The following is a 26,608-nucleotide window of genomic DNA, read 5'->3' as shown; positions in this document are numbered from 1 at the left end:
CATTCCTTGTGCATGAGCGGGCGTGAAAATCGTAGCCGTCACAGACGTCCAACCAACAGGGGGGTACGAGATGAGAGGCACGATGAAGGCTTGCGCGCTGGCGGCCGGGTTGACGGCCGGGTTGGCGACGACGCTAGGGGGATGCAGCACCGACGGCGGCGGCAATCCGCTGGCGTCGCGCAGCACGACGGTGGAGTACTACCGGGTGTTCGACATCAAGACCGAGGTGCCCGCGCAGACGGTCGCGAAGGCGGCCAGCGACGGCATCAACCGCAACGTGAAGGATGCCGTGCTTGCAACCCCGCCGGGAGTCGAGGCCACCGAGCTGCCCGGCCACTTCAAGATCGCCGATCCGGCCAGCGCCCCGCCGGGCATGCCCGTGGCCAAGGGGCCGAGCTGCGACGGCGCCGCGTGGACGGCCAAGGCGACGCCGCGCGTGCGCGGCACCGACGACATGAACCTGGTCGCCTGCCTGTTCCCCTACAAGAGCGGTTACCACCTCGACATGGTCGCCGTGTTCACCAAGCCCGAGGGCGGCCTGATGCAATGGCCGCGGCGCCTGGGCGGGATCTTCCTCGGCACGCCGGAAAAATTCACCGAATCGACGATGATGGATGTGGTGCGCGCGATCCGCGAAGGCACGGGGGCCCAGGTCTCGCTGGTGGAAGCCAGGCCGAACCTGGCCGGCACGCCGTGGATGGAGCCGGGCCGGAATGCGGCGGCGCAGGCCGGCACGGCAATCGGCACAGGCGCGGGCACCGGGGCGGCGCCGCCGGCGCAGGCGGGTAGTGGGGGCGGCGTCAGCCAGCCGGATTAATACGGCGCTACGTCAGCGCCAGGTGCATGGTCTGCTCGAGGAGCGCCGAGCCCGGACGGATCGGTTCGGGCTCGCCGACCTTGCAAAATCCCTTGCGCACATATAGCTGGATGGCAGGCTCGTTGCTGCAAACCACGCCCAGCTGGACGATGCGTGCCTGGATCGAACGCGCCCAGGCCACGGCCTCGTCCACCAGGGCGGCTGCCACGCCGCGGCCGCGCGCTTCGGGCGCAACCCACATCTGGAACAGGTTGACGATGCCGGCATCCGCGGCGTCGCACTTGGCCCAGACCAGGCCGAGCATGGCGCCGTCCGGGCCGCCTGACTCCGCGACCAGTGGGCAATCGCGGCCGGACACGGCGGCGGCGGTCAGGCGTGCCATCCAGAGTTCGTGCGCCCAGGCTTCTTCGGCCTTGAAGCTGCTGCCGAAGGCATCGGGGGCGTCGGCCAGCGAGCGCAGGCGCAAGGCGCGGTAGGCCGGCCACTCCTGCGGAGCGAAACGGCGGATGCGGATGCCGGCGGGAGGACGCCCGCCCTCGCTCATCGGCCGGCTCCAGCCGGCTGGGCGGGCTGGGCGGCTTGCGGCAGGGGCTGGCGCTGCATGCCGTCCTGGCCCTGCTGCTGCTGTTGCTGCTGCTGCTGCTGCTGCTGCGGTTGCGTTTGCGGCTGGGCCGGCTGCAGGGGCTGCTCGGGCTGGGCCGGCGGCGCCGCCAGCACGCCTTGCGGGGTCGGCTGCGGGCCCGGCGCCGGCTGGCTCGGCGCAGGCTGTCCGGGGATGGCCAGTACCGGCTGGGCCGGGCCTCCCAGGTGCGCCACCCAGTCGACCAGGGTGTCGAGCACGGCGCGGCCGCGGCCATTGCTGGCCAGGTCGCTGTTGACCATGGCCACCACGACCAGAGGCTTGCCGGTGGCGTCCGGCACATAGCCGGCCAGGGCCACCACGTTGCTGAGGGTGCCCGTCTTCATGCGCGCGCGCCCTGCGGCCGGGCTGCCGTGCAGGCGGCGGCGCATGGTGCCGTCGACGGCGACGATCGGCATGCTGGACTGGAACTCGGGCGCCCAGTTGCTGCGCAGGCCGGCCTGCAGCAGGCCGCCCATCTGCACCGGGGTGATCCGTTCCGTGCGCGACAGGCCGGAACCGTTTTCGAGCACCAGGCCGCGGTCGTCGATGCCGTGGGCGCGCATCCAGTTACGCACCGCGGCGTCGCTGCGCGACAGGGTCTGCTCGGCGCTGCCCGCCGCCGGGCGGCTGCCCAGCACCGGATCCGCCTCCAGTGCGCCCAGGCTCAGGAAGATCAGGCGCGCCAGCAGGTTGTCGGAAGGCTTGTTGGTATCGCGGACGATTTCCGGCAGCGTGCGCGAGACGTGCTCGGCCAGCAGGCGGGACTCGGCCGGCGTCGCGCCTTCGATGGCCGTGCCTGAAATCGTGCCGCCGAGCCGTTTCCAGGTCGCGCGGAACAACCGGTCCACGTACTCCTGGCGGTCGACCACGTTGATCGAATAGCTCTGGTTGCAGTTCTTCGGGAAGGTCCCGTGCAGCACCACCTTGATGCCGCCATTCTTCTGCGGCACCGCTTCCGGCAGCTTCCAGCCGTCTTCCCATTTCTTGCAGTCGGCGTCGACCAGCTTCATGTCGTGGCCGATCGTCACGCCCTGCAGCGCCGGCTGCATCTGCAGCTTGAGGCGCGAGCCGGTCGAGCGCATGTCGAGCTGCAGCATGTTCTTGTTGATCATGGCCGCGTCGGGGATGACGTTGTAATAGGCCTCGGGCGACTCGTCGAAGGGCGGCGCGCCGAGGTCGGCGCGCGCCGGATTGAACAGCTGGCGGTCGACCACCAGGCGGCCCTCGATCTTGCGGATGCCCTGGTAGCGCAGGCTGCGCAGCATGTTTTCCAGCGCCTCGCTGGACAGGTCGACGTCGGCGCCGCCGCGCAGGATCAGGTCGCCCTTCAGCGTCTCGCCCTTCAATTCACCGGTGGTGCGCAGTTCGGTGCGGCCGCGGAACACGGGGCCCAGGGTGTCCAGTCCCACCAGGGTGCTCACCAGTTTCATGGTCGAGGCCGGCTGCATGGGACGGTCGGCCAGGTGCGACAGCACGGTCCGGTCGTCGCGCAGTACCAGCACGCTGACGGCGTCTTCCGCGATGCCGGTCGTGCGCAGTACTTGCGTCACCGGTTCCGGCAGCTGGGCGTGGGCCAGCGAAGAAGCGAGGGCGGCGGCGGCAAGAGCGGCAAGCGGGCGGATGCGGAACATGCTGGTCCTTTTCTAAAAATTATCCGAAGAACACGTAGGCCACCGAGATGGCGGCGATGATGCCGGCCAGGTCCGCGATCAGGCCGCAGGAAATGGCGTAACGGGTCTTGCGCACGCCGACCGAACCGAAGTACAGGGCGACGATGTAGAAAGTGGTGTCGGCCGAGCCCTGGAAGATGCAGGCCAGGCGTCCGACGAAGGAATCCACGCCATAGGTCTTCATGGCGTCGATCATCATGGCCTTCGAACCGCTGCCGGACAGCGGCTTCATCAGCGCGGTCGGCAGCGCCGGGGTGAAGGCGGTGTCCAGGCCCGCCAGGCGGATCAGCCACTCCAGGCCCTGCACGATATAGCCCAGCACGCCGGAATTGCGGATCACCGAGATCGCCACCAGCATCCCGACCAGGTAGGGGATGATGGTCAGCGAGGTCTGGATGCCGCCCTTGGCGCCTTCGATGAAGCTCTCGTACACGTTGACGCCCTTGCGCAGCGCGCCGACGATGAAGACGACGATGATCGAGAACAGGATCAGGTTGCTGGCGACCTTGGAGAAGGTCTCGATTTCCGGCTTGCTGAGGTAGGTCGTGATGTACCAGATGAAGGCCACGATCGCGGCCGTCATGCCGCCCAGCCAGCCCAGGACGACGCCGTTGAGCAGGTTGATGCGCTGGCGGATCGACACCGCGATGATGCCGGTGACGGTGGCGACATAGGTCGCGATCATGCAGGGGATGAAGATGTCCGACGGGTCTTTCGCCCCGAGGATGGCGCGTTGGGCCATGATCGCCAGCGGAATCAGGGTCAGGCCCGAGGTATGCAGCACCAGGAACATGATCTGGGCGTTGCTGGCCGTGTCCTTTTGCGGGTTCAGGGTCTGCAGGCTTTCCATCGCCTTCAGGCCGAAGGGGGTTGCCGCATTGTCCAGGCCCAGCAGGTTGGCGGAAAAATTCATCACCATGTGGCCGGTGGCCGGGTGGTCCTTCGGCACGTCCGGGAAGATGCGCGAGAAGAAGGGAGAGATGACTTTCGCCAGCCAGCCGATCGCCCCGGCCTTTTCGCCGATGTTCATGATCCCCAGCCACAAGGTCATCACGCCGGCCAGCGGCAGGGCGATGTCCATCACGCCCATCTTGGCGGAATCGAAGGTGCCGTCGATGATGCGCTTGAAGATCTCGGTATCCCCGAGAAAGATCCACTGAGCCAGCGCCGCAACGAAGCCAACCAGGAAAAAACCGATCCAGATGTAATTCAGAGCCATGTGATGTAGTCGTTCTACCAAGCGCGAGCGTGCGCTCGATTGTGCAGCGGAGAGTATAGGCGCAGTGCAAGCTGCCATGATGAAAGAATGCGCCTGGGCTATGTGAAAAAGTTATGTCTCCTTTTCGCGTATTGCCTGCGGCTAAGCGCTCGGCCTATGATGGAAGGATGAAACTCCGTACTCTCGCCGCCGCCGCGCTGGCCTTCTCCCTGCTGCACCTGCCTGCCCGGGCCGCGCAGCCCGCCGATCAGCCGAAGGTGCTGCACATGTTCCTGTCGACCAGCGAAGCCGGCCTCGATCCGGCGCTCGGCTCCGACCTGGCCACGCTGTCGCTGCTGGAAAACCTGTTCGATCCGCTGTTGCGCTACGACTACCTGGCGCGGCCCGTGGCATTGCAGGGAAATACCGCCACCGGCTTGCCGGCCGTCGAGGATGGCGGCCGCAGCTATACCTTCAAGATCCGTCCCGGGATCTATTTCACGCCCGATCCCGCCTTCAAGGACAAGAAGCGAGAAGTCACGGCCCAGGACTATGTGTACAGCTTCAAGCGCCTGTACGACCCGGGCCTGCATTCGCCCTTCGGCTACATCTTCGACGGCAAGCTGGTCGGCGACGAAGCGCTGAAGAAGAATTTCAGCTACGCCACCGAGATCCCCGGCCTGCAGGCGGTCGACCGCTACACGCTGCGCATCCGCCTGAAGGAGCCCGACAACAATTTCCTGTTCTACATGGCGATGCCGGCGGCCTCGGTGGTGGCGCGCGAGGTGATCGAGGCCTATCCGGGGCAGGCCGGCAACCACCCGGTCGGCACCGGGCCCTTCATGATCGGCGACTGGAAGCACAGCGACCGCATCGTGCTGCTGAAAAACCCGGCATCCAGCGCCGTGTTCCACGCCAGCCTCGGCCCCCTGAACACGGCCGAGGACAAGGCCCTGGCGGCCGCGCTGGAAGGCCAGCGCCTGCCGCGCGTCGACCGTGTCGAGGTCAAGATTGCCGAGGAATTCCAGGGCCGCATGCTGGGCTTCCTGAACGGCGAATACGATTACCTCGAGCAGGTGCCGGAATCGATGACCGACATGGTCATCCGGGACGGCAAGCTGAAGCCCGAACTGGCCGCGCGCGGCATGCAGCTGTACCGCTTCCCGGTGCTGCAGACCTACTACATGTGGATGAACATGCAGGACCCGGTCATCGGCGGCTACACGAAGGACAGGATCGCCCTGCGCCGGGCCATTTCTTTAAGTTATAACAACGCCGAGGACATCGCCCTGCTGAAGAAGGGCTTTGCGATGAAGGCGGATTCACCGCTGCCGGCCGGCGTGCTGGGCTACGACCCGGACTACCGCAGCCCGGTGGCCTACGATCCGGCGCTGGCGAATGCCCTGCTGGACCGCTACGGCTACGGCAAGCGCGATCCGGACGGATTTCGGCGCCAGCCGAACGGCGAGCCGCTGACCCTGGTGATGAGCAGCGAAGCCACGGTCGGCGGGCGCCTGCGCGACGAACTGTGGCGGAAGTGCCTGAACGCGATCGGCCTGCGCGTGGTGTTCAAGTCGGACAAGAAGCCAGAGATCATCAAGGCGTCGCGCCTCGGCAAGGTGCAAATGTTCGAGAGCAACTGGGTGGCCGACTTCCCCGACGGCGACAATTTTTACCAGCTGCTGTACGGCCCCAACGCCGGCCGCGCGAACTACGCCCGCTTCAACCTGCCGGCCTATAACGAACGCTACGAACAGGCGCGCGCCCTGCACGACGGCTTGGCGCGCCAGAAGCTGTATTTCGAGATGAACCAGCTGATCCACGCCTATAACCCCTGGGTGCCGCTGACCCATGTGCTGTCGGCCGACATCCGCCAACCGTGGTTGAAAAACTACAAACGCCACCCCGTGGAATTCACGCAATGGCGTTATCTGGATGTCGATGTTGCGCAAAGGGCACGCGCTACCCAAGGGAAATGATAGTTTTCGCGAGATTTTCCGTAGTTAAACATTCCTTGTAGTTATACTCGGCTCCGGATTTTTCATTGGAACGCGCAAATACGTCCGCGTACCCTCGAAATCACAATAACGTAATGCAAAGACATTACTAGCAGTTACAAACATCCCGAAGACAATGTCGCAGCTATACCCAAGGAGAGACGCGTGAAGTTAAAGAAGTTAGCACAGATGATTGCCCTGATCGGCGTCGTCAGCCCGGCCATCGCACAGGATGTGCAGGCGGACAAACCGATCCAACGCGTCGAAATCACCGGTAGCAGCATCAAGCGCATTGCCAAGGAAGGTGCACTGCCGCTGGAAATCATCAGCCGCAAGCAGCTGCAGGAGCAGGGCATCGTCACCGCCGAGCAGCTGATCGCCAACCTGAACGTCAACGGCAACGGTTCCGACAACCTGGCTTCGAACGCCGACGTGACCTCCGGCGCCCAGCGCGGCAACAACGGCGCCTCGAGCGCCAACCTGCGCGGCCAGGGCGCCGACTCGACCCTGGTCCTGCTGAACGGCCGCCGCGTGGCGACCTACGGCATGAAGGGTTCGGCCGTCGACCTGAACTCGATCCCGATGGCTGCGGTGGAGCGCGTCGAAGTGCTGAAGGACGGCGCTTCCGCGATCTACGGTACCGACGCGATCGGCGGCGTGATCAACTTCATCACCAAGAAGAATTACCACGGCCTCGAAGCCGAAGCCTTCGAAGACGCGACCCAGCACGGCGGCGCGAACATCGCCCGCGTGTCGGTGACCGGCGGCTGGGGCGACCTCGACAAGGACGGCTTCAACGTCCTGGTGGCCGGTTCGCGCCGCGAGAACAACGCCCTGAAAGGCAACCAGCGCGATTTCGTCAACACCTTCCAGCCGAACCGTGGCGTGTCGGTCGACACCCGCGGCGCGCCGTTCGCGAACGTGTTCGGCGTGTCGCCGACCTCGTACGGCAAGACCCTGCTGGGCTCGAACGCCAGCGGTGTGGCGGCCGCGACCGGCACCCAGCTGTACAACGGCATCAGCGTGCTCGACCTGCCGGGCGGCAAGGGCTGCAACAGCATCGACGGCATGGCCGCCTACGATGAAAAACTGTGGGATACCCCGGGCGCCGCGTATGGCTGCGCATGGGACACGGGCCGTGCGGCCGTCCTGCAGCAGCCGGTGACCAACAACAACGGCCTGGCGCGCGCTACCTTCCAGGTCGGCGAGCACCAGCTGTTCGCGGAACTGGTCGGTTCGAAAGTGGAATCGCGCAAGAGCTTCTCGCCGAACCAGATTTCGCCGTCGACCACCAACTTCCCGTACAGCTCGTTCTACCCGAGCACCGGCTCCGCCTATAACATGGTGTACAACGAGCTGGTCAAGGTGTTCCCGAGCATCGCCGCCAACTATGGCGCGCCGATCGCCTACCGCTGGCGCTGCATGGAGTGCGGCAACCGCGAGATCGCGACCGAGAGCACGGCCAGCCGCATCCAGCTGGGCGCCGACGGTCCGCTGACCCTGTTCGGCCGCACCTTCGACTACCGCGTCGGCGTGTCGCGCGCCTCCAGCGAATCCGAATCGCGCCTGGGCAAGGGCTACAACTACACCGCCGCCCTGGCCAAGGCCCTGGGCACCGGCATCATCAACCCGTTCCTGCTGCCGGGTGAAAAGCAGAGCCAGGCCGCGATCGACCTGATCAACAGCACCTCGGCCGAAGGCGTCGTCCTGTACGGCGGCAAGACCATCCTGACCCAGGCCGACGCTGCGCTCTCGGGCGAGGTCTTCAAGCTGCCGGCCGGTTCCGTGATGGCCGCCATCGGCACCGACCTGCGCCGCGAAGAGTACAAGTTCAACGGCGACCTGCGCGCCGCGGCCGCCCGTCCGGCGATCCTGAACGCGCCGTTCGACGACCAGAACGCACTGGACAAGGTCCACCGCGACATCAAGGCGGTCTACTTCGAGTTCATCGTCCCGGTCACCAAGGCGCTCGAGCTGAACTTCGCCGGCCGTGAAGACCATTACTCGGGCTTCGGCAGCACCTTCAACCCGAAGGTCTCGTTCCGCTACCAGCCGCTGGCTTCGCTGATGTTCCGCGGTTCGTACAACACCGGCTTCCGCGCACCGTCGTTCAACCAGCTGTTCAACGGCGTCACCGAGACCCAGTACTCCGGCAAGGACCTGGTCGATCCGGCCAAGTGCGCCGGCGGCAAGGTCGACAGCACCAAGCCGGGCTGCGAAGCCGTGACCCCGGTGGTCTGGACCGGCGGCAAGGCCAACCTGGGCCCGGAGACCGCCAAGCAGGCCAACATCGGCGTCGTGTGGGAACCGCTGAACAACCTGTCGCTGAATGCCGACCTGTGGGAGATCCGCAAGGAACACACGATCGATTCGTTCTCGTCGCAGACGATGATCGCGAACTACAACATCTTCAAGGACCAGTTCCTGCGTGACGCGGCCGGCAACCTGGTCGTGATCGACCAGCGCTGGGTCAACGCGGGCGAGCGCATCACCCGTGGCCTGGAACTGGGCGCCCGCACCAACGGCAAGCTGGGCGCTGGCACCTGGACCGCCGGCATCGACGGCACCCGCCTGCTGGAGAAGAAGTCGCGCGCCACCGAGAACGCGGCCTTCGGCGAAAGCGAAGTCGGCCGCTTTACCTTCACCGGCGATCTCGGCCTGAAGTGGAAGCACACCGCCTACGTGACCTACAAGCAGGGCGACTGGAGCGGCATGCTGCAGAACGTCTACCGCGCGGGCTACAAGGACCAGGTGCTGCCAGGCGTGGCCAACGGCGTGGTGACCCCGCCGGACTGGAATCCGGACGTCAAGGCCTACTCGATCTTCAACGCCAGCGTGAACTACACCGGTGTGAAGAACACGACCATCACGGCCGGCATCAAGAACCTGTTCGACAAGGATCCGCCGTTCGCGATCACCTACGACAGCAGCTCGGGTGCGGGCAGCACCTGGGAACCGCGCGTCGCCGACCCGCGTGGCCGTTCCTTCACCCTGACGGCGAGCTACAAGTTCTTCTGATCGCTATCATCGGCATCGGCCCGTCGACCGGGGAGCGCGTCTCCCCGGCCCACGGGCCGTTTTTCATTGTCTAGCCTGGACGCTACCTGACATGTCGAGCACCAGCAGGATCAGCAGGCGCGGTTTCGGAAAGCTGGCGGCCGCCTCGCTGCTGTTGCCGGCATCGTTCGCCAGCCACGCAGCACCCCTACACCGACGCTCCACTCCCATGAAACACCTGATCAAACCTCCGCGCCTGAAACAGGGCGACCTGGTCGGCCTGATCGCGCCCGGCGGCTACACCAGCGACGCCGCGATCCAGAAGGCGGTCAAGAACATCGAAGCGCTGGGCTTCCGCGTCAAGCCGGGCAACTACCTGCGCGAGGTCTGGGGCAATTACGGCGGCACCGTCGCGGCCCGCATCGCCGACCTGCACGGCATGTTCCGCGACCCGGAAGTCAAGGCCATCTGGGCGATCCGCGGCGGTTCCGGCTGCATCTCGCTGCTCAAGCACCTGGACTTCGCGCTGATCCGCAAGCACCCGAAGGTCCTGCTCGGCTATTCCGACATCACGGCCCTGCATCTCGCCATCCACCGCCACGCCGGCCTGGTGACCTTCCACGGCCCGGTGGCGTCGAGCACGCCGTCGGAATATTCGAACGAGCACATGCTGGCCGTGCTGACCGATCCACGCCCCACCTACACGATCCCGATGGCGGCCGAGAACGCGCGCCACGCCTTGACCGAACCGCAGTACGCGATCCGCACCGTGCACGGGGGCAGGGCCACCGGCCCGCTCATGGGCGGCAACCTGTCGCTGGTGAGCGCGCTGGCCGGCACGCCCTATGCGGCCGATTTCAGGGATAGCCTGCTGTTCATCGAGGAAGTGAACGAGGAGCCCTACCGGATCGACCGCTGGATGACCCAGCTCGACCTGGCTTGTGGCCTGGACAAGGCGGCCGGCGTCATGGTCGGCATCTGCGAGAACTGCGGACCGCAAGGAACAGGCTCCTCGCTCACGCTGGACGAGACGCTCGACGTGCACCTGCAGCCCCTGCACGTGCCGGCGGTGAGCGGCTACTCCTTCGGCCACATCCGCAACCAGTTCACGATCCCGGTCGGCGTGCGCGCCACGCTCGACACGCAGGCGCAGACCGTGACCCTGCTGGAGCCGGCGGTCAGCTGACGCCGGTCTTCAGCGGGCGTCGAACACGAGGCAGGTGGTGGTCGCGTGCGCGATCAGCCTGCCCTGCACGTCGACGATCTTCCCCTCGGCGGTGGCCAGCTGGCGGCCGCAATGCAGGACCGTGCCGATCGCGCGCAGCGGTCCGCCGTCCAGGCGCGCGCCGCGCACCAGGTTCACGCTCAGCTCCGCCGTCGTGTAGCCCTGGCCCGGCGCCAGCATGGTCTGCACCGCGCAGCCGACCGCGGAGTCGAGCAGGGTGGCGTACCAGCCGCCATGCACGGTGCCCATCGGGTTCAGGTGCTTCTGCTGCGGCGTGCCCTGGAAAGTGGCCTGGCCGCGGCTGACTTCGATGAGATGGAAGTCGAGCGTCTCGGCGATCGGCGGATACGGAAAGCGGCCTTCCAGCAGCGCCTGCATGATGTCCAGCCCGTGCATCCCGCGTGCCTGTTCGAACGGCACCACGCCGGCCCGGGCGCCATTTTCCGTTGCGCGCGCGCGGACCTCGTCCAGTTGCCGCTGCCATTGTTCCATCGTCGCCTGTGCGTCCATCCTGCCTCCTCATGTTGGAACAAGCATTCTGCACTGCCGTCGCGAAGTCTGCTGGCGAGGCCCCGGTTTCCTTCAGGCGCCCAGCAAGGCCCGGCAGCGGCTCAGCAGGAACTCCCTCAGCACCCGCACCGCCGGCGAGACCTGCTTGCGGTTCGCCACCAGCATGGTCAAGGGCGCGTTGACGCCTTCCCACTCGGGCAGGATCAGGCGCAGGCGGCCGCTGGCCAGGTCCGCATGCACGTCGATGCGCGAGCGGTAGCAGATACCCATTCCCGCCAGCGCCCAGCGCCGCACGACTTCGGAATCGTCGGCCACGCGGTCGCCCTGCACCAGCACTTCCAGCTCTTCCTCTCCCTTGCGGAAGCGCCAGCGGTCGTTGACGGTTTCGTCCAGCATGAAGCACAGGCAGTTGTGCGCTTCCAGCTCGCGCGGCGAGGCCGGCACGCCGCGCCGCGCCAGGTAGGCGGGCGCGGCGCACAGCACGCGGCGGTTCTCTTCCAGCAGCGGCAGCGCCACCATGCTGGACTCGGGCGGCACGCCGAAGCGCAGCGCGATGTCGACCGGCTCGCGGTAGATGTTGGCGAGGCGGTCGGTCAGCTGCAGGCGCAGCTTCACGCCCGGATAGCGCGCCTGGAAGTCGTTCAGCCAGGGCAGCACCACGTGGCGCCCGAGGTCGGACGGCATCGAGATCTGCAGCTGGCCTTCGACCGCGTCCTGCCCGGCCCGCACCTCGTCTTCCGCTTCGCGCAGGCCGTCGAGCAGCGCCTTGCTGCGCGCCAGCAGGCGTTCGCCCGCCAGGGTCAGGCGCATGCTGCGCGTGCTGCGGATGAACAGCGCCGCGCCAAGGTCCGACTCCAGGCGCTTCAGGCTGGCGCTGGCGGCGGCCGGCGAGGTGTCCAGCAGGCGCGCAGCTGCGGACAGGCTGCCCCGTTCGGCGGTGGCGACGAAAGTTTCCAGGTCCTGCAGGTTGCGGATCTTCAAAAGAATATTGAAAGTGATTTCGGGATTGCCCAGTTTATCAAAAAGCCCGGACTGGCCAGAATGGCATCCATCGCATCGTTCATCACAACAGGAGCCTGAGCATGAAAGCCATCGGATACCAGAACAACCTGCCCATCGACCAGCCGGAGTCGCTGGTCGACATCACGCTGCCCGACCCGGTCGCCGCCGGCCGCGACCTGCTGGTCGAGGTGCGCGCGGTGTCGGTCAACCCGGTCGACACCAAGGTGCGGAAAAGCGCGAAACCGGAAGCCGGCGAATGGAAGGTGCTGGGCTGGGATGCGACCGGCGTCGTGAAGGCGGTCGGCCCGGACGTCACCCTGTTCAAGCCGGGCGACCGCGTCTGGTACGCCGGCTCGATCGCCCGCGCCGGCAGCAACAGCGAGCTGCAGCTGGTCGACGAGCGCATCGTCGGCCGCATGCCGGCCTCGCTCGATTTCGGCGCCGCCGCGGCGCTGCCGCTGACCGGCCTGACGGCCTGGGAGATGCTGTTCGACCGCCTGCAGGTGCCGCAGGACGACAGCGGCAAGGGCAAGACCCTGCTGGTGATCGGCGCGGCCGGCGGCGTCGGCTCGATCCTGGTGCAGCTGGCGCGCCAGCTGACCCGGTTGACCATCATCGGCACGGCGTCCCGTCCCGAAACCCGCGACTGGGTGCGCGAACTCGGCGCCCACCACGTGATCGACCACGGCAAGCCGCTGGCCGCGGAAATCGCCGCCGCCGGCCTGCCTGCGCCGGATTACGTGACCAGCCTGACCCATAGCGACCTGCACTTCGACCAGGTCGTCGAAGCCATCGCGCCGCAGGGCAAGTACAGCCTGATCGACGACCCCACGACGCCGATCGACATCATGAAGTTCAAGCGCAAGGCGGTGTCGTTGCACTGGGAGCTGATGTTCACGCGCTCGCTGTTCAACACGGCCGACATGATCGAGCAGCACCGCATCCTGGACCGGCTGGCGGAGCTGGTCGATGCGGGGACGATCCGCACCACCGCCAACGAACACTTCGGGCGCATCGATGCGGAGAACCTGCGGCGGGCGCATGCGCTGATCGAGTCGAACAAGGCGCGCGGGAAGATCGTGCTGGAGGGGTTCTGATTCAGCGCAGCCTGAGGCGCATGTAGCTCAGGTCATGGCGCACGCCGTCGATCCGCAGCATGTCCTCGATCCGCGCCGTCATCGTGAAGCCCGCGCGCAAATAAAGTTCGACGGCGGGCAGGTTTGCCGACAGGACTTCGAGGTCGACCCAGGCCAGGCCAGACTGCGAGCGCGCCCAGTCCAGCGCGGCGCCGAGCAGTCGCGCGCCCAGGCCGCGGCGGCGCCAGGCCCGGTGCACGCCCATCCCCAGCATCGCGCGGTGCCTTGCCAGGGGCTCGGGGCGCGCACGCAGGTCGATATGGCCGGCGATCGAGCCGCGCGCATCGAGGGCCAGCCACAGGCGGCGCCAGCCGGCTTCGCCGACCGGGATCGCCAGGCCCTCGATGAAGGACACCTTCAGGCCGGGCGGCAGTTGCGACTGCGCGCGCGACAGCGGCTGGAACAGCGGGGCGCCGTCCCTGCCGTTGTCGCGCAGGTGGTCGTCCAGGTAGACGAAGAAGGCCGGCAAATCGGCCGCATCCGCCGGCCGGATCATCACAGCGCCCGCGCGATCAGGATCTTCTGGATGTCGCTGGTGCCCTCGTAGATCTGGCACACGCGCACGTCGCGGTAGATGCGCTCGACCGGGAAGTCGGCCACGTAGCCGTAGCCGCCGAATACCTGCATGGCGCTGGAGACCACGCGCTCGGCCATCTCGGAGGCGAACAGCTTGGCCATCGCCGCTTCCTTCAGGCAGGGCACGCCGGCGTCCTTCATCGACGCGGCGTGCAGGATCAGCTGGCGCGCGGCCTCGATCTGCATCGCCATCTCGGCCAGGCGGAACTGCACGGCCTGGTGGTCGAAGATCGCGGTGCCGAAGCTCTCGCGTTCCTTCGAATAGGCCAGCGCCGCTTCGAAGGCCGCGCGCGCCATGCCGACCGATTGCGAGGCGATGCCGATGCGGCCGCCCTCCAGGCCGGAGAGGGCGATCTTGTAGCCTTGCCCCTCTTCGCCGATCAGGTTCTCGGCCGGGACGCGGCAGTTGCCGAACACGATCTGCGCCGTGTCGGATGAATGCTGGCCCATCTTGTGCTCGATGCCGGCGACGATGTAGCCGGGCGTATCGGTCGGTACCCAGAAAGCGCTGATGCCCTTCTTGCCGGCGGCCTTGTCGGTGACCGCCATGACGATGGCCACGTCGCCGTTCTTGCCGCTGGTGATGAACTGCTTGGTGCCGTTGATGACGTAGTGGTCGCCATCGCGGGTGGCCGTGGTGCGCAGGGCGGCGGCATCGCTGCCGGTGTGCGGCTCGGTGAGGGCGAAGGCGCCCAGCATCTCGCCTTGCGCCAGCGGGCGCAGCCACTTTTCTTTCTGCGCCTCGTTCGCGTACATCATGGCGATCGAGCATACCGGGCAGTTGTTCACCGAGATGATGGTCGAGGTGCCGCCGTCGCCGGCCGCGATCTCTTCCAGCACCAGGGCCAGCGACACGTAGTCGAGGCCCGCGCCGCCGTACTGCTCCGGCACCGCGACGCCGAAGGCGCCCAGCCGGGCCAGTTCCCTCAGCTCGTCCTTCGGGAAATGCTGCTCGCGGTCCCAGCGCGCTGCGTTCGGGGCCAGGCGCTCCTGCGAAAAGCTGCGCAGGGCGTCGCGGATCATCTGGTGTTCTTCGCTTAAGATCATCTTGTCTCGTGTGTCGTTATCGTTATTCAGTGATGGCTCACCACGCGATCGGTGTGCCGTCGTGGTTCAGGAAGGCGCCGTTGTGCGACTTGTCGGCGCCGGCCAGGGTCGCGCGCAGCGTGCGCACGCTGTCTTCGACGCTGAGCGGGGCGCCGGCGCCGCCCATATCGGTCTGCACCCAGCCCGGGTGGAAGGTCAGGCAGGTGACGCCTTGCGGCCCCCAGGTCAGGGCTGCGTCCTTCAGCACCGAATTCAGCGCCGCCTTGCTGGCGCGGTACAGCGAGCCCGAGGCGCTGCTGCGTTCGCCGATCGAGCCCATGCGCGAGGAAATCACCGCCAGCTTGCCGCGCGCGTTCGCCACCAGCGGGCCGACGATGGGCAGCAGGCGCATCGCCGCCAGCACGTTGGTGTGCATGACGGCGTCGAAGTCCTGCTGGGTCGGGAAGCCGTCGTGGCGCGGGCCATACACGCCGGCCACCAGCCAGGCGTGGTCGATCTTCTCGTCGTCCAGTTTCCAGCCCAGGCCACCGATCGCTTCGGCATTCGTCACGTCGAGCTGGTGGGCTTCGGCGCCCAGCTGGCGCAGGGCGTCGCAGTCGGCCGGCTTGCGGGCGGTGGCGATCACGCGCCAGCCGTCGGCGCGGTACTGGCGCACCATTTCAAGGCCGATACCGCGCGAGGCGCCGATGATGAGGGCTGTGGACATATTAATCTCCTGTAGGGTGGGCACCCCGTGCCCACGCGTGACGTTTGCGTATTGCCGGCATCCGCGTGGGCATGGGATGCCCACCCTACCACGGCATGCCGCGTCCTGCTTACACCATCTCGATCGCCATCGCGGTCGCTTCGCCGCCGCCGATGCACAGCGAAGCCACGCCGCGCTTGCCGCCGGTCTTCTTCAGCGCGCCCAGCAGGGTGACGATGATGCGCGCGCCGGAGGCGCCGATCGGGTGGCCCAGGGCGCAGGCGCCGCCGTGGATGTTGACCTTGCTGTGCGGGATGTCGAGGTCGCGCATGGCGGCCATCGGCACCGCGGCGAAGGCTTCGTTGATCTCGAAGAGGTCGACGTCGCTGGCCTTCCAGCCGGTCTTCTTGAACAGCTTCTGCATCGAGCCGATCGGCGCGGTGGTGAACAGGTTCGGCTCCTGCGCGTGGGTGGCGTGGCCGACGATGCGGGCGATCGGGGTCAGGCCCAGTTCTTTCGCAGTCGATTCGCGCATCATGACCAGCGCGGCGGCGCCGTCGTTGATCGACGAGGACGAGGCGGCGGTCACGGTGCCGTCCTTCTTGAAGGCCGGCTTGAGCGACGGGATCTTGTCGACCTTGGCCTTCAGCGGGCCTTCGTCCTTCTCGATGACCTGCTCGCCCAGGCGATTCGCCACGGTGACCGGCGCGACTTCCCAGGCGAAGCTGCCGTCGTTGTTGGCGGCCTGTGCGCGCTTGACGGATTCGATCGCGAAGTTGTCCTGCTCTTCGCGGGTGAACTGGTAAGTGGCCACGCACTCTTCGGCGAAGGTGCCCATCGAACGGCCTTCGCCGGTTTTCTCGTTGCGCGAGTAGGCGTCTTCCAGGCCGTCCAGCATCATGTGGTCGAACATGACGCCGTGGCCGATGCGGTAGCCGCCGCGGGCTTTCGGGATCAGGTAGGGGGCGTTGGTCATCGACTCCATGCCGCCGGCGACGATAATGTCGGCGCTGCCGGCCTTGAGCGCGTCGTAGCCGAAGATCGCGGCCTGCATCGCCGAGCCGCACATCTTGGACAGGGTCACGGCGCCGGTGGACAGCGGCAGGCCGGCCTTGATCAGCGCCTGGCGCGCCGGGGCCTGGCCCTGGCCGGCCATCAGGCAGTTGCCGAAGTAGACGTGTTCGACCTTCTCGGGGTCGACGCCGGCGCGCTCGACGGCGGCCTTGATGGCCACCGCGCCCAGGTCGCTGGCGGTCTTCGAGGAGAAGTCGCCCTGGAAGGCGCCCATCGGGGTACGGGCTGCGCCGACGATAACGACTGGATCATTCATTTGTAAGCTCCAAAGTGGAAGGTTGCGGACTGGCCGCCGGATTGGGTTGGTGAAAACGGATCTGCTGCGGATACGGGAACACGTCCTCGACGATGCCCGCCTGGATGCGTTCCTTGTGCGACTGCCACCACGCGCACGTGAGCAGCTCGGCATGGTGCTGCATGAAGATGGCCCGGATCGCCGGATTCCCGAGCAGGAAGCGTTCGAACTGCTCGGGGAAGACGTCGTGTTTGCCGATCGGGTACCAGGGCTCGGCCGCCATCTCGTCCTCCTCGTTGCGCGCGGCCGGGATGTCGCGGAACTGGCAGTCGGTGAGGTACTCGATCTCGTCGTAGTCGTAGAACACGACGCGGCCGTGGCGCAGATTTTGCCCCGTCATGCCGAAATTCTTGTACAGCATATCGCCTGGAAAAATATTCGCCGCGACCAGGTCGCGGATCGCATTCCCGTACTCGATCACGCCATGCGCGAGGCGGGCGCTGTCGCCGGCCTGCTGCGCGTCGCTCAGCCACAGGTTCAGCGGCACCATGCGGCGCTCGATGTACAGGTGCTTGACGATCACGCGGTCGCCCTCGATCTCGACCAGCGAAGGCGCGTCGCGGCGCAGCGCAGCCAGCAGGTCTTCCGAGAAGCGCGCCAGCGGGAAGGCGACGTCGGAATACTCGAGGGTGTCGGCCATGCGGCCCACGCGGTCGTGGTGCTTCACCAGCAGGTATTTTTCCTTGATCTGGGCGCGCGTCGTGTCCTTCGGCGGCGGATAGAAATCCTTGATCGCCTTGAACACGTAGGGGAAGGAGGGCAGCTCGAACACCAGCATCACCAGGCCGGGGATGCCGGGGGCGATGCGGAACTCGTCCGAGCTGTGCTTCAGGTGCTGCAGGAAGTCGCGGTAGAACAGCGTCTTGCCCTGTTTCTGCAGGCCGAGCACCGTGTAGATCTCGCTTCTCGGCTTCTTCGGCATCAGGCTGCGCAGGAACTGCACATAGGCCGAGGGCACTTCCATGTCGACCATGAAGTAGGCGCGCGTGAACGAGAACAGGGTCAGTATCTGCTCGGGCTCGGTGAGCACGGTGTCCAGCACCAGCTGGCCGCGGCGCTGGTGCAGCACCGGCACCACGAACGGGTATTCGCGGGCGCCGTTGATGGCGCGGCCGACGATGTAGGCGCCCTTGTTGCGGAAGAACAGGCTGGAGAGCACCTGCAGCTGCTGGTTCGGCTCGGCCTGGTCCAGCCCGAACTTCTCGACCAGGCGCTGCTCCACCAGTGCGACGTCGCGGTCGAGGTCGGCGAACGGACAGGCCAGCTGGAAGTTGGTGACGATGCGGCGCAAGGCGAAGCGCAGGCCGTCCGCTTGCGGGTAGTAGACGCGGTAGGTCGGCTGCGGCTCCTCGGTCTCGATGTACTCGGTCGAGACGGCCGGGCGCACGAAAATGAAATCGTTGCGGTAGTAGCTGCGGTGCAGGATGTGGCAGCTGACGGAGTTAAAAAAGCTCTCGGCCAGTTCCGGGCGCTTGTGGCCGGTGTGCAGGCCGCTCAGTAACCCGATGAAATGGAGCTTGACCTCGCGCCAAGTCGCGTCGTTGAGCTCCTCGGGCGCGTACCCGGCTTCGAGGATCTGCACGCATTCCTGCACGCGCTTGTCGTAGAAATCGATGCGCTCGCGCGCGGCGCGCTGGGCGGTGGCCCAGTCGGCCTGTTCAAAGTAAGTCTTGGCCGCCTGGCTGGCCTGGCGGAACAGCGAGTAGTGGCGATCGAACCCGTCCAGCATGGTGCGCGCGATGTCGAAGGCGATCTGCGACGAGAGCAGTTTGGGGAAACTTGCCTGGGTCATCGTTGGTCTCGCGCGGTGGAGGGGGAGCGGATATTGTAATGCTGCTGTTTTGGGGCTGGGAGGGGGCCAGTATTTCTACTGTTATCGTCGTCCCAGCGCAGGCGGGGACGACGGTTCATGGAGCCTTTACGCCGTCTCGCCAAACAGCTCGCGCCCGATCAGCATGCGGCGGATTTCGCTGGTGCCGGCGCCGATCTCGTACAGCTTGGCGTCGCGCCACAGGCGGCCGACCGGGTACTCGTTGATGTAGCCGTTGCCGCCCAGGGTCTGGATTGCTTCGCCGGCCATCCAGGTCGCCTTTTCGGCGCTGTACAGGATGGCGCCGGCGGCGTCCTTGCGCAGGGCGCGCACGGCGGCCGGGTTGTCGGCGCGGTCGCAGGCCTGGCCCACTGCGTACACGTAGGCGCGGCAGGCCATCATGGTCGAATACATGTCGGCGATCTTGCCCTGCATGAGCTGGAACTCGCCGATCGCCTGGCCGAACTGCTTGCGCTCGTGGATGTAGGGGACGACCACGTCCATGCAGGCCGACATGATGCCCAGCGGGCCGCCGGACAGCACGGTGCGCTCGAAGTCCAGGCCCGACATCAGCACGTTCACGCCTTTACCCACGCCGCCCAGCACGTTTTCGACCGGCACTTCGCAATCCTGGAACACCAGTTCGCCCGTGTGCGAGCCGCGCATGCCCAGCTTGTCCAGCTTCTGCGCGATCGAGAAGCCCTTGAAACCCTTCTCGATCAGGAAAGCGGTCATGCCGCGCGGGCCGGCCTCGATGTCGGTCTTGGCGTAGACCACCAGGGTGTCGGCGTCCGGGCCGTTGGTGATCCACATCTTGGTGCCGTTCAGGACGTAGCGGTCGCCCTTCAGCTCGGCGCGCAGCTTCATGCTGACGACGTCGGAACCGGCGTTCGGCTCGGACATGGCCAGCGCGCCGACGTGCTCGCCCGAGATCAGCTTGGGCAGGTACTTGCGCTTCTGCTCTTCGTTGCCGTTGCGCTTGATCTGGTTCACGCACAGGTTCGAGTGGGCGCCGTAGGACAGGCCGACCGAGGCCGAGGCGCGCGAGATTTCTTCCATCGCGACGATGTGGGCCAGGTAGCCCATGTTGGCGCCGCCGTATTCCTCGCCGACGGTGATGCCCAGCAGGCCGAGTTCGCCCATCTTCTTCCACAGGTCCATCGGGAACTGGTCGGTGCGGTCGATCTCGGCCGCGCGCGGCGCGATTTCGCTTGCCGCGAACTGTTGCACCGCTTCGCGCAGCGCGGCGATGTCTTCGCCATGGTCAAAGGTCAGGCCTGGAAGATGCAGCATGTCGTCCTCTCGTTGTCTCGTATGTCGTTATGGCGGGATGGTCAGGTGGGATGATAGCGCGGAGTGACGTTAACGTAAACGTCAACTAGAAGAACGTTGTCCCCGCAATTGAACACGTCGTTCCCGCGCAGGCGGGAACCCAAGCTTTGCGTGAGCTGGCGCAACGCATCCAAACTTGGATTCCCGCCTTCGCGGGAACGACGAGATTGTGGGTAGAAACGCCGATGTGGGTAAGTGCGTACTTACGCCGCGTCCCGCTCCTGCGGCTGCGCCAGTTCCCCATCGCCGGCCTCGGCCAGCAATCTGCGGCATTCCTCCTCGTGCACGGCGATCTCGGCCAGCGACATCTCGATGTCGGCGCGCTGCTGCTCGAGGGTGTCGCGCTGGTGGGACAACACGCCGAGGAAGCGGTTGATCTGGGCCACGGTGTCCTTCGGCGTTTCGTACATGTCGATGATGCTCTTGATCTCCGACAAGGTCAGGCCCAGGCGCTTGCCGCGCAGGGTCAGCTTCAGGCGCGTGCGGTCGCGCGGGGTGTAGACGCGGTTGCGGCCGCCCTGGCCCTCGCGCATCGGGCTGAGCAGCCCCTGGTCTTCGTAGAAGCGGATGGCGCGGGCGGTGATGTCGAATTCGCGCGCCAGTTCGGCGATGGTGTAGGTGGTGGCCATATTGTTCTGCAAGGTCGAAAAGTGGCGGGGTCCGGAAGCATCCGGCGGAATCGCATAGAATCGAAGTCTGCGCCTGTATTTCCGTTTACGTCAACGTCAATGTGGATTGCATTGTAGCGCGCAGCGTCCTCCTGTTACGAAAGATTCTCGGCATGAACCCTCTCGAATCCCAGCTGGCCTATCCCTTCGGTGACGACATTCCCACGCCCGGCACGGTGCACGCGCTCGCGCCCGGGCTGCGCTGGTTGCGCATGCCGCTGCCCTTCGCCCTCGACCACATCAACCTGTGGCTGCTGGACGACGAGGTCGAAGACAGGAAGGGCTACGCGCTGGTCGATTGCGGCGCCGGCACCGATGCCACCCGCGCCGCCTGGGAGCAGGTCATCGCCGGCGCGATGGATGGCGGACCGCTGCTGCGCGTGTTCGCGACGCATTGCCACCCGGACCACGTCGGCCTGTCCGGCTGGCTGTGCGAGCGTTTCCAGGCGCCGTTCTGGACCAGCGCCGCCGAGTTCGGCTTCGCGCGCATGATGGCGGCCGCGCTGCCGGGCGTGGACGGGCCGTCGGCGATCCCGCACTTCCAGCGCCATGGCCTGGTCGACAGGGGCATGCTCGAGCAGATGCAGGGCCGCCGCAATTACTACCCGTCGCTGGTGCCCGCCGTACCGCCGGCCTATACCCGGCTGCAGGACGGCCAGCACGTCAGGATCGGCGGCCGTATGTGGCGCGTGATCACGGGCATCGGCCACTCGCCGGAGCACGTGTCGCTGTATGCGGAGGAGGGCAGGCTGCTGATTTCCGGCGACATGGTGCTGCCGCGTATCTCCACCAACGTTTCCGTGTTCGCGGTCGAGCCCGAAGGCAACCCTCTCGCCCAGTATCTCGACTCGCTGGGTAAATTCGCCGGCCTGCCGGAAGACACCCTGGTATTGCCTTCGCACGGCAAGCCTTTCCGCGGCCTGCACGTGCGCATCGAACAGTTGCGCGCGCACCACGCCGCCCGCCTGGACGAGGTGCGCGAGGCCTGCAGCGTAGCGCGCTCCGCAGTTGACATTGTCCCGCTGATGTTCCGCCGCCAGCTCGACGCCCACCAGCTCAGCTTCGCGCTCGGCGAGGCGCTGGCCCATCTGCATCAGCTCTGGTACGACGGTATCCTCGACCGTGTAACCGGTGATGACGGCGTAATCCGCTTCAAACGCGCGTAATTTCAGCACTTTCTCACATTGCTTAAGGGTAACAGGCGACCATGAGGTCGCCTGTTTTCGTTTGCACGGTTCAATTTACACGAGCAAACGTTTGCTTTTTCCTGTAGGATATTTTTCACACTAACCTATTCTCTTGGCAAAAAGCACTAGAATTGCTGGACAGCACTGTGAGAATCGGTCAATACTCACATGTTTGTTACTTTCAGACTTTCTAGTTGTTACATAAGGTCTGAACCATGGAGAAACCATGACAGCCCTGCATGAACCATTAGTGCCACCGATGAATTCGACCAACGAGCGGGAAAGCTTCAGCGAGCGTCTGCAGCAAGCCCTGAAGAATGCCCACTACTCGCCGGACAGCCCGACGCGGCTGGCGCGCGAATTTAACATTCGTTTCGAAGGCCGCCCGATCACGGTCCACGCCGCCCGCAAGTGGCTGGTTGGCGAAGCCATTCCGACCCAGGAAAAGCTGCGCATGATCGCTCAATGGCTGGGCGTGCCGGCCGACTGGCTGCGCTTCGGCGGTACCGAAAATACGCCGGCCAGCGGTGACGCCGCCGACGCCTCGGCGCGTTTCGAATCGGCCGACGTCAAGCTGATCGCCGACCTGCAGCGCCTGGACGAGCACCACAAGCAGCTGGCGCGCGAGTTCATCCGCATGCTGGTGCGCATGAACCACCAGCCGAAGTAAGCTTCGCCCCCTACGACGACGGCCCATTCCGGGGATCCTGCCCCGGGTGGGCCGCTACGCGTTTATTCTCCACTGCAATTTTTATTCAACGGGACGGCACAAACGGCCGAGTCTCGCGCATAATCTATAGCGCTACTGGCGCCCGCCAGCGTTATCGGTCATATAAGGATGCAGTGCCCTCATGATTAATAACTACAGCAATACCGCGCAGTTGAAGGATCTCATGACCGCGCCGCCAATGACGGCGACGCAACATGCAGAAATCATGCGCAAGCGTAATGAGCAACGCAGGAAAATCGAAGACGCAAGAGAAGCAAGGAAGGCCGAGCAGGAGTCGTACGGCGACCGAAGTTAAGCGCGGTCGTCTTTCATGCCGCCCCAGCGCGGGGCCAGGTCGTTGTCTATCCCCAGCAGGTCGATGACGCGGGCGACCGTGTGGTCGACCATCTCGTCGATGCTGGCCGGATTGTTGTAGAAGCTCGGCAGCGGCGGAAACACGATGCCGCCCATCTCGGTGACGGCCGTCATATTGCGCAGGTGCGCCAGGTTGAACGGCGTCTCGCGCACCATCAGCACCAGGCGCCGGCGTTCCTTCAGGATCACGTCGGCCGCGCGTGCGATCAGGTTGTCCGATATCCCGTGCGCGACCGCCGCCAGCGATTTCATCGAACAGGGAGCGATCACCATGCCGTCGGTCTGGAACGAGCCGCTGGCGATGGAAGCGCCGATTTCCCGGTTCTTGTGCACCACATGGGCGAGCGCTTCCACGTCGCGCCGTTGCAGGCCGACTTCCTGGTGCAGGGTGAGGGAAGCGGCGTCGGAAATGACCAGGTGGGTCTCGACGCCGGGACAGGCGCGCAGCCGCTCGAGCAGCCGCACGCCGTAGACCGCGCCGGTCGCGCCGGTGATGGCGACGACGATCCGGCGGGGCCGGGGATCAGCCATTCTTCTTCAATAAGGTTTGCAGTTCGCCGGATTCGTACATTTCCGTCATGATGTCCGAGCCGCCGACGAATTCGCCGTTCACATACAGCTGCGGGATGGTCGGCCAGTTCGAGAATTCCTTGATGCCCTGGCGCACTTCCGCATCGTCCAGCACGTTCACGGTGGCGATGTTATCGACGCCGCAGGCCTTCAGGATCTGGATGGCGCGGCCGGAAAAGCCGCATTGCGGGAACTGGGCGGTGCCCTTCATGAACAGCACGACGGGCGTGTTGGTCACGGTTTCTTTGATCCAGTTTTGTACGTCGCTCATTTGGTTCTGCCTTCGGTGAGAAATGGGGTGAATGCGGCCATTTTATAAGAAAACCTGAATATACGCCGTCGTCCCCGCGGAGGCGGAGACCCAATTTTTGCTTGAGTTACCGGAACGCTGGCAAACCTGGATCCCCGCCTTCGCGGGGACGACGGGGTAAATCGCGGAACGACGGCTGGTCCGCTTACTTCTTCAGCTTGGCAAACGCCGCCGCCATCGCCCCGCCGCTCGGGGCCGCCGAGCGTTCCTGGCGCTGCTGGTGCCTGTTTTGGTGATCGGCGAGGCGCTTGCGGTCGTCGCGGTCGCCGCGTTGCTGCGGCTGCGAACCGGCCTGCGGCGCGCTGTCGGACAGGCGCATGGTCAGCGCGATGCGCTTGCGCTTGACGTCGACTTCCAGCACTTTCACCTTGACCACCTGGCCGGCCTTCACCACCGTGTGCGGATCCTTGACGAAGGTGTTCGACAGCGCCGAGATATGCACCAGGCCGTCCTGGTGCACGCCGATGTCGACGAAGGCGCCGAAGGCCGCGACGTTGGTCACGACGCCTTCCAGGATCATGTCCGGGCGCAGGTCCGAGATCTCTTCCACGCCTTCCTTGAAGGTGGCGGTGGTGAATTCCGGACGCGGGTCGCGGCCCGGCTTTTCCAGTTCCTTCAGGATGTCGCTCACGGTCGGCACGCCGAATTTCTCGTCCGCGTATTTCGCCGGGTTCAGGGTCTTCACCAGCGAGCCGTCGCCGATCACGCTCTTGATGTCGCGCTTGATGTCGGCCAGGATCTTTTCGACCACCGGATACGATTCCGGGTGCACCGCAGACGCATCCAGCGGATTGTCGCCGTTCATGACGCGCAGGAAGCCGGCCGCCAGCTCGAAGGTTTTATCGCCCAGGCGCGGCACGTTCTTCAGCGCCGCGCGCGAGGCGAAGGCGCCTTTCATGTCGCGGTAGCTGACGATGCTCTGGGCCACGCTGGCGGACAGGCCCGACACGCGCGCCAGCAGCGGCGCCGAGGCCGTGTTGACGTCCACGCCGACCGCGTTCACGCAATCCTCGACCACGGCGTCGAGCTGGCGCGCCAGCTGGGTCTGCGATACGTCGTGCTGGTACTGGCCGACGCCGATCGATTTCGGGTCGATTTTGACCAGTTCCGCCAGCGGATCCTGCAGGCGGCGCGCGATCGAGACGGCGCCACGGATCGAGACGTCGAGGTCCGGCAGCTCGCGCGAGGCGAATTCGGAGGCCGAGTAGACCGATGCGCCTGCTTCCGACACGACGATCTTCGTGAGCTTGAGCTCGGGCCTCTGCTTGATCAGGTCCTGGGCCAGTTTATCGGTCTCGCGCGAGGCGGTGCCGTTGCCGATCGAGATCAGGGACACATCGTGCTTCGCCGCCAGCTGGCCCAGCACGTGCAGGGCACCGTCCCAGTCGTTGCGCGGGGCGTGCGGGTAGATGGTGGCGGTGTCGACCACCTTGCCGGTCGCGTCGACCACGGCCACTTTCACGCCGGTGCGCAGGCCCGGGTCCAGGCCCATGGTGGCGCGCGGGCCGGCCGGGGCGGCCAGCAGCAGGTCCTTCAGGTTGCGCGCAAAGACGTGGATCGCATCGGTTTCCGCCTTTTCGCGCAGCAGCCCCATCAGCTCGGTCTCGATGTACATGAAGCTTTTCACGCGCCAGGTCCAGCGCGCGGTGTCGAGCAGCCATTTGTCGGCCGGGCGGCCCGCGCCCTTGATGCCGAAGCGCGCCGCGATCCGGCTTTCGCAGGGGTTGTGCGGGGCGTCCCACTTCGGCTTTTCTTCCTCGGTGTCGAGGCGCAGGGTCACGTCCAGGATCCCTTCGCGGCGGCCGCGCATCAGCGCCAGCGCGCGGTGCGAGGGTACGCTCCCCAGCGGCTCCGAATAATCGAAGTAGTCGGCGAACTTCTCGCCTTCCTCCTGCTTGCCCTCGACTACCTTCGATTCGACCACGCCATGTTCCTGCACGTATTCGCGCAGCGACTGCAGCAGTTCCGCATCCTCGGCGAAGCGTTCCATCAGGATCTGGCGCGCGCCGTCCAGCGCCGCCTTGGTGTCGGCCACGCCCGGGTTGTTCACGCCGTCGGCATTGGTGAAGGCTTCGCGCAGGTATTGCGCGGCCACTTCTTCCGGATTCTGCGACGGATCGCCCAGCAGCGACTCCGCCAGCGGCGCCAGGCCGGCCTCGATCGCGATCTGGGCCTTGGTGCGGCGCTTCTGTTTATACGGCAGGTACAGGTCTTCGAGGCGGGTCTTGTCCTCCGCCAGCGAGATCGCCTGCAGCAGCTCCGGCGTCATCTTGTTCTGCTCGGTGATCGAGGCGATCACCGCGGCGCGGCGCTCTTCCAGCTCGCGCAGGTAGCGCAGGCGTTCTTCCAGCAGGCGCAGCTGGGTGTCGTCCAGGCCGCCGGTCGCTTCCTTGCGGTAGCGGGCGATGAAAGGCACGGTCGCACCCTCGTCGAGGAGGGCGACGGCGGCGGCCACCTGGACCGGTTTGGCGGACAGTTCTTGGGCGAGGCGTTGTTCGATCGAAGGCAGCATGGTGCTCAAATCCGTGGGTCAGGCGGGCAATGATACGCAAACTCCCCGGAACCGCCAGTCTTGACAGCGCAATCCGAACATGCGTGCGGAACCGTGGGCGCCGCACGTGGTCCACGCATATTGGCCGTGCTCGTTCGTGTGGGGGTGGTGCAAAGGCGCGGAAGCGTGGTAACTTTTCTCTCTTTTGTTCTCTTTCGGCCTGTAAAGATTTATTGGCAACGTGCGATTCCGAACAAAACAGAACGGACCGCATGAAGGATAATATCGGTTGTTGTTTTTTTTAA

The 26,608-nt window shown here is 65.7% G+C and carries 24 protein-coding genes; 8 read left to right on the top strand and 16 right to left on the bottom strand.

The annotated features are described in order from the left end of the window. The first annotated feature begins 70 nt into the window (after positions 1-70). Positions 71-817 (top strand): hypothetical protein, encoded by a 747-nt coding sequence (locus AC3A6M_RS08510; RefSeq protein WP_487852290.1) that lies wholly within the window; start codon positions 71-73, stop codon positions 815-817. Between the two features lie 7 nt (positions 818-824). Here the strand turns inward: AC3A6M_RS08510 and AC3A6M_RS08505 are convergent, their stop codons facing one another. The 3 genes from AC3A6M_RS08505 to AC3A6M_RS08495 are packed head-to-tail and all read right to left on the bottom strand — an operon-like array spanning position 825 to position 4,328. Further along, entirely contained in the window at positions 825-1,361 is a 537-nt protein-coding gene (locus tag AC3A6M_RS08505) for a GNAT family N-acetyltransferase (protein WP_487852289.1), read from the bottom strand. Next, positions 1,358-3,070, bottom strand: coding sequence for a D-alanyl-D-alanine carboxypeptidase/D-alanyl-D-alanine endopeptidase (gene dacB / locus AC3A6M_RS08500; protein ID WP_487852288.1), 1,713 nt, complete (start codon positions 3,068-3,070; stop codon positions 1,358-1,360). The genes AC3A6M_RS08505 and dacB overlap by 4 nt, the downstream gene beginning before the upstream one ends. Positions 3,071-3,089: 19 nt before the next feature. After that, the gene (locus tag AC3A6M_RS08495) at positions 3,090-4,328 is read right to left on the bottom strand and encodes a nucleoside recognition domain-containing protein (RefSeq protein ID WP_487852287.1); all 1,239 of its coding nucleotides are present in this window, start codon (positions 4,326-4,328) and stop codon (positions 3,090-3,092) included. Positions 4,329-4,495: 167 nt separating this feature from the next. Between AC3A6M_RS08495 and AC3A6M_RS08490 the strand changes: the two genes are divergently transcribed. Continuing rightward, a complete protein-coding gene (locus tag AC3A6M_RS08490) occupies positions 4,496-6,286 on the top strand; it encodes an ABC transporter substrate-binding protein (protein WP_487852286.1) in 1,791 nt (596 codons plus the stop codon). A gap of 183 nt (positions 6,287-6,469) precedes the next feature. After that, positions 6,470-9,322: a TonB-dependent receptor domain-containing protein gene (locus AC3A6M_RS08485; RefSeq protein WP_487852285.1), complete on the top strand. Its 2,853-nt coding sequence runs from the start codon at positions 6,470-6,472 to the stop codon at positions 9,320-9,322. 63 nt (positions 9,323-9,385) lie between these two features. Here the strand turns inward: AC3A6M_RS08485 and AC3A6M_RS08480 are convergent, their stop codons facing one another. Further along, complete coding sequence (locus AC3A6M_RS08480; RefSeq protein ID WP_487852284.1) at positions 9,386-9,532, bottom strand: hypothetical protein; 147 nt, start codon at positions 9,530-9,532, stop codon at positions 9,386-9,388. Between AC3A6M_RS08480 and AC3A6M_RS08475 the strand changes: the two genes are divergently transcribed. Further along, the gene (locus AC3A6M_RS08475; protein ID WP_487852283.1) at positions 9,531-10,487 is read left to right on the top strand and encodes a S66 peptidase family protein; all 957 of its coding nucleotides are present in this window, start codon (positions 9,531-9,533) and stop codon (positions 10,485-10,487) included. The two genes, AC3A6M_RS08480 and AC3A6M_RS08475, sit on opposite strands and share 2 nt — an antisense overlap. Positions 10,488-10,496: 9 nt before the next feature. On the opposite strand, the gene AC3A6M_RS08470 is transcribed toward AC3A6M_RS08475, so the two are convergent. Next, on the bottom strand, positions 10,497-11,036 hold the full coding sequence (locus AC3A6M_RS08470) for a PaaI family thioesterase (RefSeq protein ID WP_487852282.1): 540 nt from the start codon (positions 11,034-11,036) through the stop codon (positions 10,497-10,499). 72 nt (positions 11,037-11,108) lie between these two features. Further along, positions 11,109-12,017 (bottom strand): LysR family transcriptional regulator, encoded by a 909-nt coding sequence (locus AC3A6M_RS08465; RefSeq protein WP_487852281.1) that lies wholly within the window; start codon positions 12,015-12,017, stop codon positions 11,109-11,111. Between the two features lie 101 nt (positions 12,018-12,118). Between AC3A6M_RS08465 and AC3A6M_RS08460 the strand changes: the two genes are divergently transcribed. Beyond that, complete coding sequence (locus AC3A6M_RS08460; RefSeq protein ID WP_487852280.1) at positions 12,119-13,135, top strand: zinc-binding alcohol dehydrogenase family protein; 1,017 nt, start codon at positions 12,119-12,121, stop codon at positions 13,133-13,135. A 1-nt stretch (position 13,136) separates the two neighbouring features. On the opposite strand, the gene AC3A6M_RS08455 is transcribed toward AC3A6M_RS08460, so the two are convergent. From AC3A6M_RS08455 to AC3A6M_RS08425, 7 genes are all read right to left on the bottom strand, one after another. After that, positions 13,137-13,670: an N-acetyltransferase family protein gene (locus AC3A6M_RS08455; RefSeq protein WP_487852279.1), complete on the bottom strand. Its 534-nt coding sequence runs from the start codon at positions 13,668-13,670 to the stop codon at positions 13,137-13,139. Continuing rightward, a complete protein-coding gene (locus tag AC3A6M_RS08450; RefSeq protein ID WP_487852278.1) occupies positions 13,670-14,797 on the bottom strand; it encodes an acyl-CoA dehydrogenase family protein in 1,128 nt (375 codons plus the stop codon). The genes AC3A6M_RS08455 and AC3A6M_RS08450 overlap by 1 nt, the downstream gene beginning before the upstream one ends. A 37-nt stretch (positions 14,798-14,834) precedes the next feature. Beyond that, complete coding sequence (locus AC3A6M_RS08445; RefSeq protein WP_487852277.1) at positions 14,835-15,503, bottom strand: SDR family oxidoreductase; 669 nt, start codon at positions 15,501-15,503, stop codon at positions 14,835-14,837. A gap of 109 nt (positions 15,504-15,612) precedes the next feature. After that, on the bottom strand, positions 15,613-16,812 hold the full coding sequence (locus tag AC3A6M_RS08440; protein ID WP_487852276.1) for an acetyl-CoA C-acetyltransferase: 1,200 nt from the start codon (positions 16,810-16,812) through the stop codon (positions 15,613-15,615). Further along, positions 16,805-18,643, bottom strand: coding sequence for a bifunctional isocitrate dehydrogenase kinase/phosphatase (gene aceK / locus AC3A6M_RS08435; protein WP_487852275.1), 1,839 nt, complete (start codon positions 18,641-18,643; stop codon positions 16,805-16,807). Before aceK ends, AC3A6M_RS08440 begins: the two co-directional genes overlap by 8 nt. 126 nt (positions 18,644-18,769) lie before the next feature. Then, complete coding sequence (locus AC3A6M_RS08430) at positions 18,770-19,954, bottom strand: isovaleryl-CoA dehydrogenase (protein ID WP_487852274.1); 1,185 nt, start codon at positions 19,952-19,954, stop codon at positions 18,770-18,772. 242 nt (positions 19,955-20,196) lie between these two features. Then, entirely contained in the window at positions 20,197-20,622 is a 426-nt protein-coding gene (locus AC3A6M_RS08425) for a MerR family transcriptional regulator (protein WP_487852273.1), read from the bottom strand. 152 nt (positions 20,623-20,774) lie between these two features. Here AC3A6M_RS08425 and AC3A6M_RS08420 point away from each other — a divergent pair, with 152 nt between their 5' ends. The 3 genes from AC3A6M_RS08420 (at position 20,775) to AC3A6M_RS08410 (ending at position 22,873) form a co-directional block, all read left to right on the top strand. Next, positions 20,775-21,827, top strand: coding sequence for an MBL fold metallo-hydrolase (locus tag AC3A6M_RS08420; protein ID WP_487852272.1), 1,053 nt, complete (start codon positions 20,775-20,777; stop codon positions 21,825-21,827). A gap of 280 nt (positions 21,828-22,107) precedes the next feature. Further along, positions 22,108-22,518 (top strand): hypothetical protein, encoded by a 411-nt coding sequence (locus AC3A6M_RS08415; protein WP_487852271.1) that lies wholly within the window; start codon positions 22,108-22,110, stop codon positions 22,516-22,518. Positions 22,519-22,699: 181 nt separating this feature from the next. After that, positions 22,700-22,873 carry a hypothetical protein gene (locus AC3A6M_RS08410; protein WP_487852270.1) on the top strand — a complete coding sequence of 58 codons (174 nt, stop codon included), beginning with the start codon at positions 22,700-22,702 and terminating at the stop codon, positions 22,871-22,873. Here the strand turns inward: AC3A6M_RS08410 and AC3A6M_RS08405 are convergent. The 3 genes from AC3A6M_RS08405 to AC3A6M_RS08395 all read right to left on the bottom strand — a co-directional run bounded on the left by AC3A6M_RS08405 (position 22,870) and on the right by AC3A6M_RS08395 (position 26,324). Then, a complete protein-coding gene (locus AC3A6M_RS08405; RefSeq protein WP_487852269.1) occupies positions 22,870-23,463 on the bottom strand; it encodes a UbiX family flavin prenyltransferase in 594 nt (197 codons plus the stop codon). The two genes, AC3A6M_RS08410 and AC3A6M_RS08405, sit on opposite strands and share 4 nt — an antisense overlap. Further along, positions 23,456-23,773, bottom strand: a complete 318-nt coding sequence (gene grxD / locus AC3A6M_RS08400) for a Grx4 family monothiol glutaredoxin (RefSeq protein ID WP_487852268.1) — start codon at positions 23,771-23,773, stop codon at positions 23,456-23,458. Before grxD ends, AC3A6M_RS08405 begins: the two co-directional genes overlap by 8 nt. 184 nt (positions 23,774-23,957) lie before the next feature. Beyond that, on the bottom strand, positions 23,958-26,324 hold the full coding sequence (locus AC3A6M_RS08395; protein WP_487852267.1) for a Tex family protein: 2,367 nt from the start codon (positions 26,322-26,324) through the stop codon (positions 23,958-23,960). Positions 26,325-26,608: the final 284 nt, after the last annotated feature.

It is taken from the genome of Telluria sp. Soil_C_11 (genome assembly GCF_057657395.1).
Note: the sequence above shows the minus strand (reverse complement) of the source record. Positions and strands in the feature narration are given on the sequence as shown.

What these genes read in the sequence shown, in the direction of transcription:
- AC3A6M_RS08410 (WP_487852270.1), top strand. Translation starts at nt 22,700, where the DNA reads ATGATTAATAACTACAGCAATACCGCGCAGTTGAAGGATCTCATGACC.
- AC3A6M_RS08395 (WP_487852267.1), bottom strand. Translation starts at nt 26,324, where the DNA reads ATGCTGCCTTCGATCGAACAACGCCTCGCCCAAGAACTGTCCGCCAAA.
- AC3A6M_RS08445 (WP_487852277.1), bottom strand. Translation starts at nt 15,503, where the DNA reads ATGTCCACAGCCCTCATCATCGGCGCCTCGCGCGGTATCGGCCTTGAA.
- AC3A6M_RS08420 (WP_487852272.1), top strand. Translation starts at nt 20,775, where the DNA reads ATGAACCCTCTCGAATCCCAGCTGGCCTATCCCTTCGGTGACGACATT.
- AC3A6M_RS08425 (WP_487852273.1), bottom strand. Translation starts at nt 20,622, where the DNA reads ATGGCCACCACCTACACCATCGCCGAACTGGCGCGCGAATTCGACATC.
- AC3A6M_RS08470 (WP_487852282.1), bottom strand. Translation starts at nt 11,036, where the DNA reads ATGGACGCACAGGCGACGATGGAACAATGGCAGCGGCAACTGGACGAG.
- AC3A6M_RS08480 (WP_487852284.1), bottom strand. Translation starts at nt 9,532, where the DNA reads ATGGGAGTGGAGCGTCGGTGTAGGGGTGCTGCGTGGCTGGCGAACGAT.
- AC3A6M_RS08405 (WP_487852269.1), bottom strand. Translation starts at nt 23,463, where the DNA reads ATGGCTGATCCCCGGCCCCGCCGGATCGTCGTCGCCATCACCGGCGCG.
- AC3A6M_RS08450 (WP_487852278.1), bottom strand. Translation starts at nt 14,797, where the DNA reads ATGATCTTAAGCGAAGAACACCAGATGATCCGCGACGCCCTGCGCAGC.
- AC3A6M_RS08510 (WP_487852290.1), top strand. Translation starts at nt 71, where the DNA reads ATGAGAGGCACGATGAAGGCTTGCGCGCTGGCGGCCGGGTTGACGGCC.
- dacB (WP_487852288.1), bottom strand. Translation starts at nt 3,070, where the DNA reads ATGTTCCGCATCCGCCCGCTTGCCGCTCTTGCCGCCGCCGCCCTCGCT.
- AC3A6M_RS08430 (WP_487852274.1), bottom strand. Translation starts at nt 19,954, where the DNA reads ATGCTGCATCTTCCAGGCCTGACCTTTGACCATGGCGAAGACATCGCC.
- AC3A6M_RS08460 (WP_487852280.1), top strand. Translation starts at nt 12,119, where the DNA reads ATGAAAGCCATCGGATACCAGAACAACCTGCCCATCGACCAGCCGGAG.
- grxD (WP_487852268.1), bottom strand. Translation starts at nt 23,773, where the DNA reads ATGAGCGACGTACAAAACTGGATCAAAGAAACCGTGACCAACACGCCC.
- AC3A6M_RS08495 (WP_487852287.1), bottom strand. Translation starts at nt 4,328, where the DNA reads ATGGCTCTGAATTACATCTGGATCGGTTTTTTCCTGGTTGGCTTCGTT.
- AC3A6M_RS08440 (WP_487852276.1), bottom strand. Translation starts at nt 16,812, where the DNA reads ATGAATGATCCAGTCGTTATCGTCGGCGCAGCCCGTACCCCGATGGGC.
- AC3A6M_RS08505 (WP_487852289.1), bottom strand. Translation starts at nt 1,361, where the DNA reads ATGAGCGAGGGCGGGCGTCCTCCCGCCGGCATCCGCATCCGCCGTTTC.
- AC3A6M_RS08490 (WP_487852286.1), top strand. Translation starts at nt 4,496, where the DNA reads ATGAAACTCCGTACTCTCGCCGCCGCCGCGCTGGCCTTCTCCCTGCTG.
- AC3A6M_RS08475 (WP_487852283.1), top strand. Translation starts at nt 9,531, where the DNA reads ATGAAACACCTGATCAAACCTCCGCGCCTGAAACAGGGCGACCTGGTC.
- AC3A6M_RS08455 (WP_487852279.1), bottom strand. Translation starts at nt 13,670, where the DNA reads ATGATCCGGCCGGCGGATGCGGCCGATTTGCCGGCCTTCTTCGTCTAC.
- AC3A6M_RS08415 (WP_487852271.1), top strand. Translation starts at nt 22,108, where the DNA reads ATGAATTCGACCAACGAGCGGGAAAGCTTCAGCGAGCGTCTGCAGCAA.
- aceK (WP_487852275.1), bottom strand. Translation starts at nt 18,643, where the DNA reads ATGACCCAGGCAAGTTTCCCCAAACTGCTCTCGTCGCAGATCGCCTTC.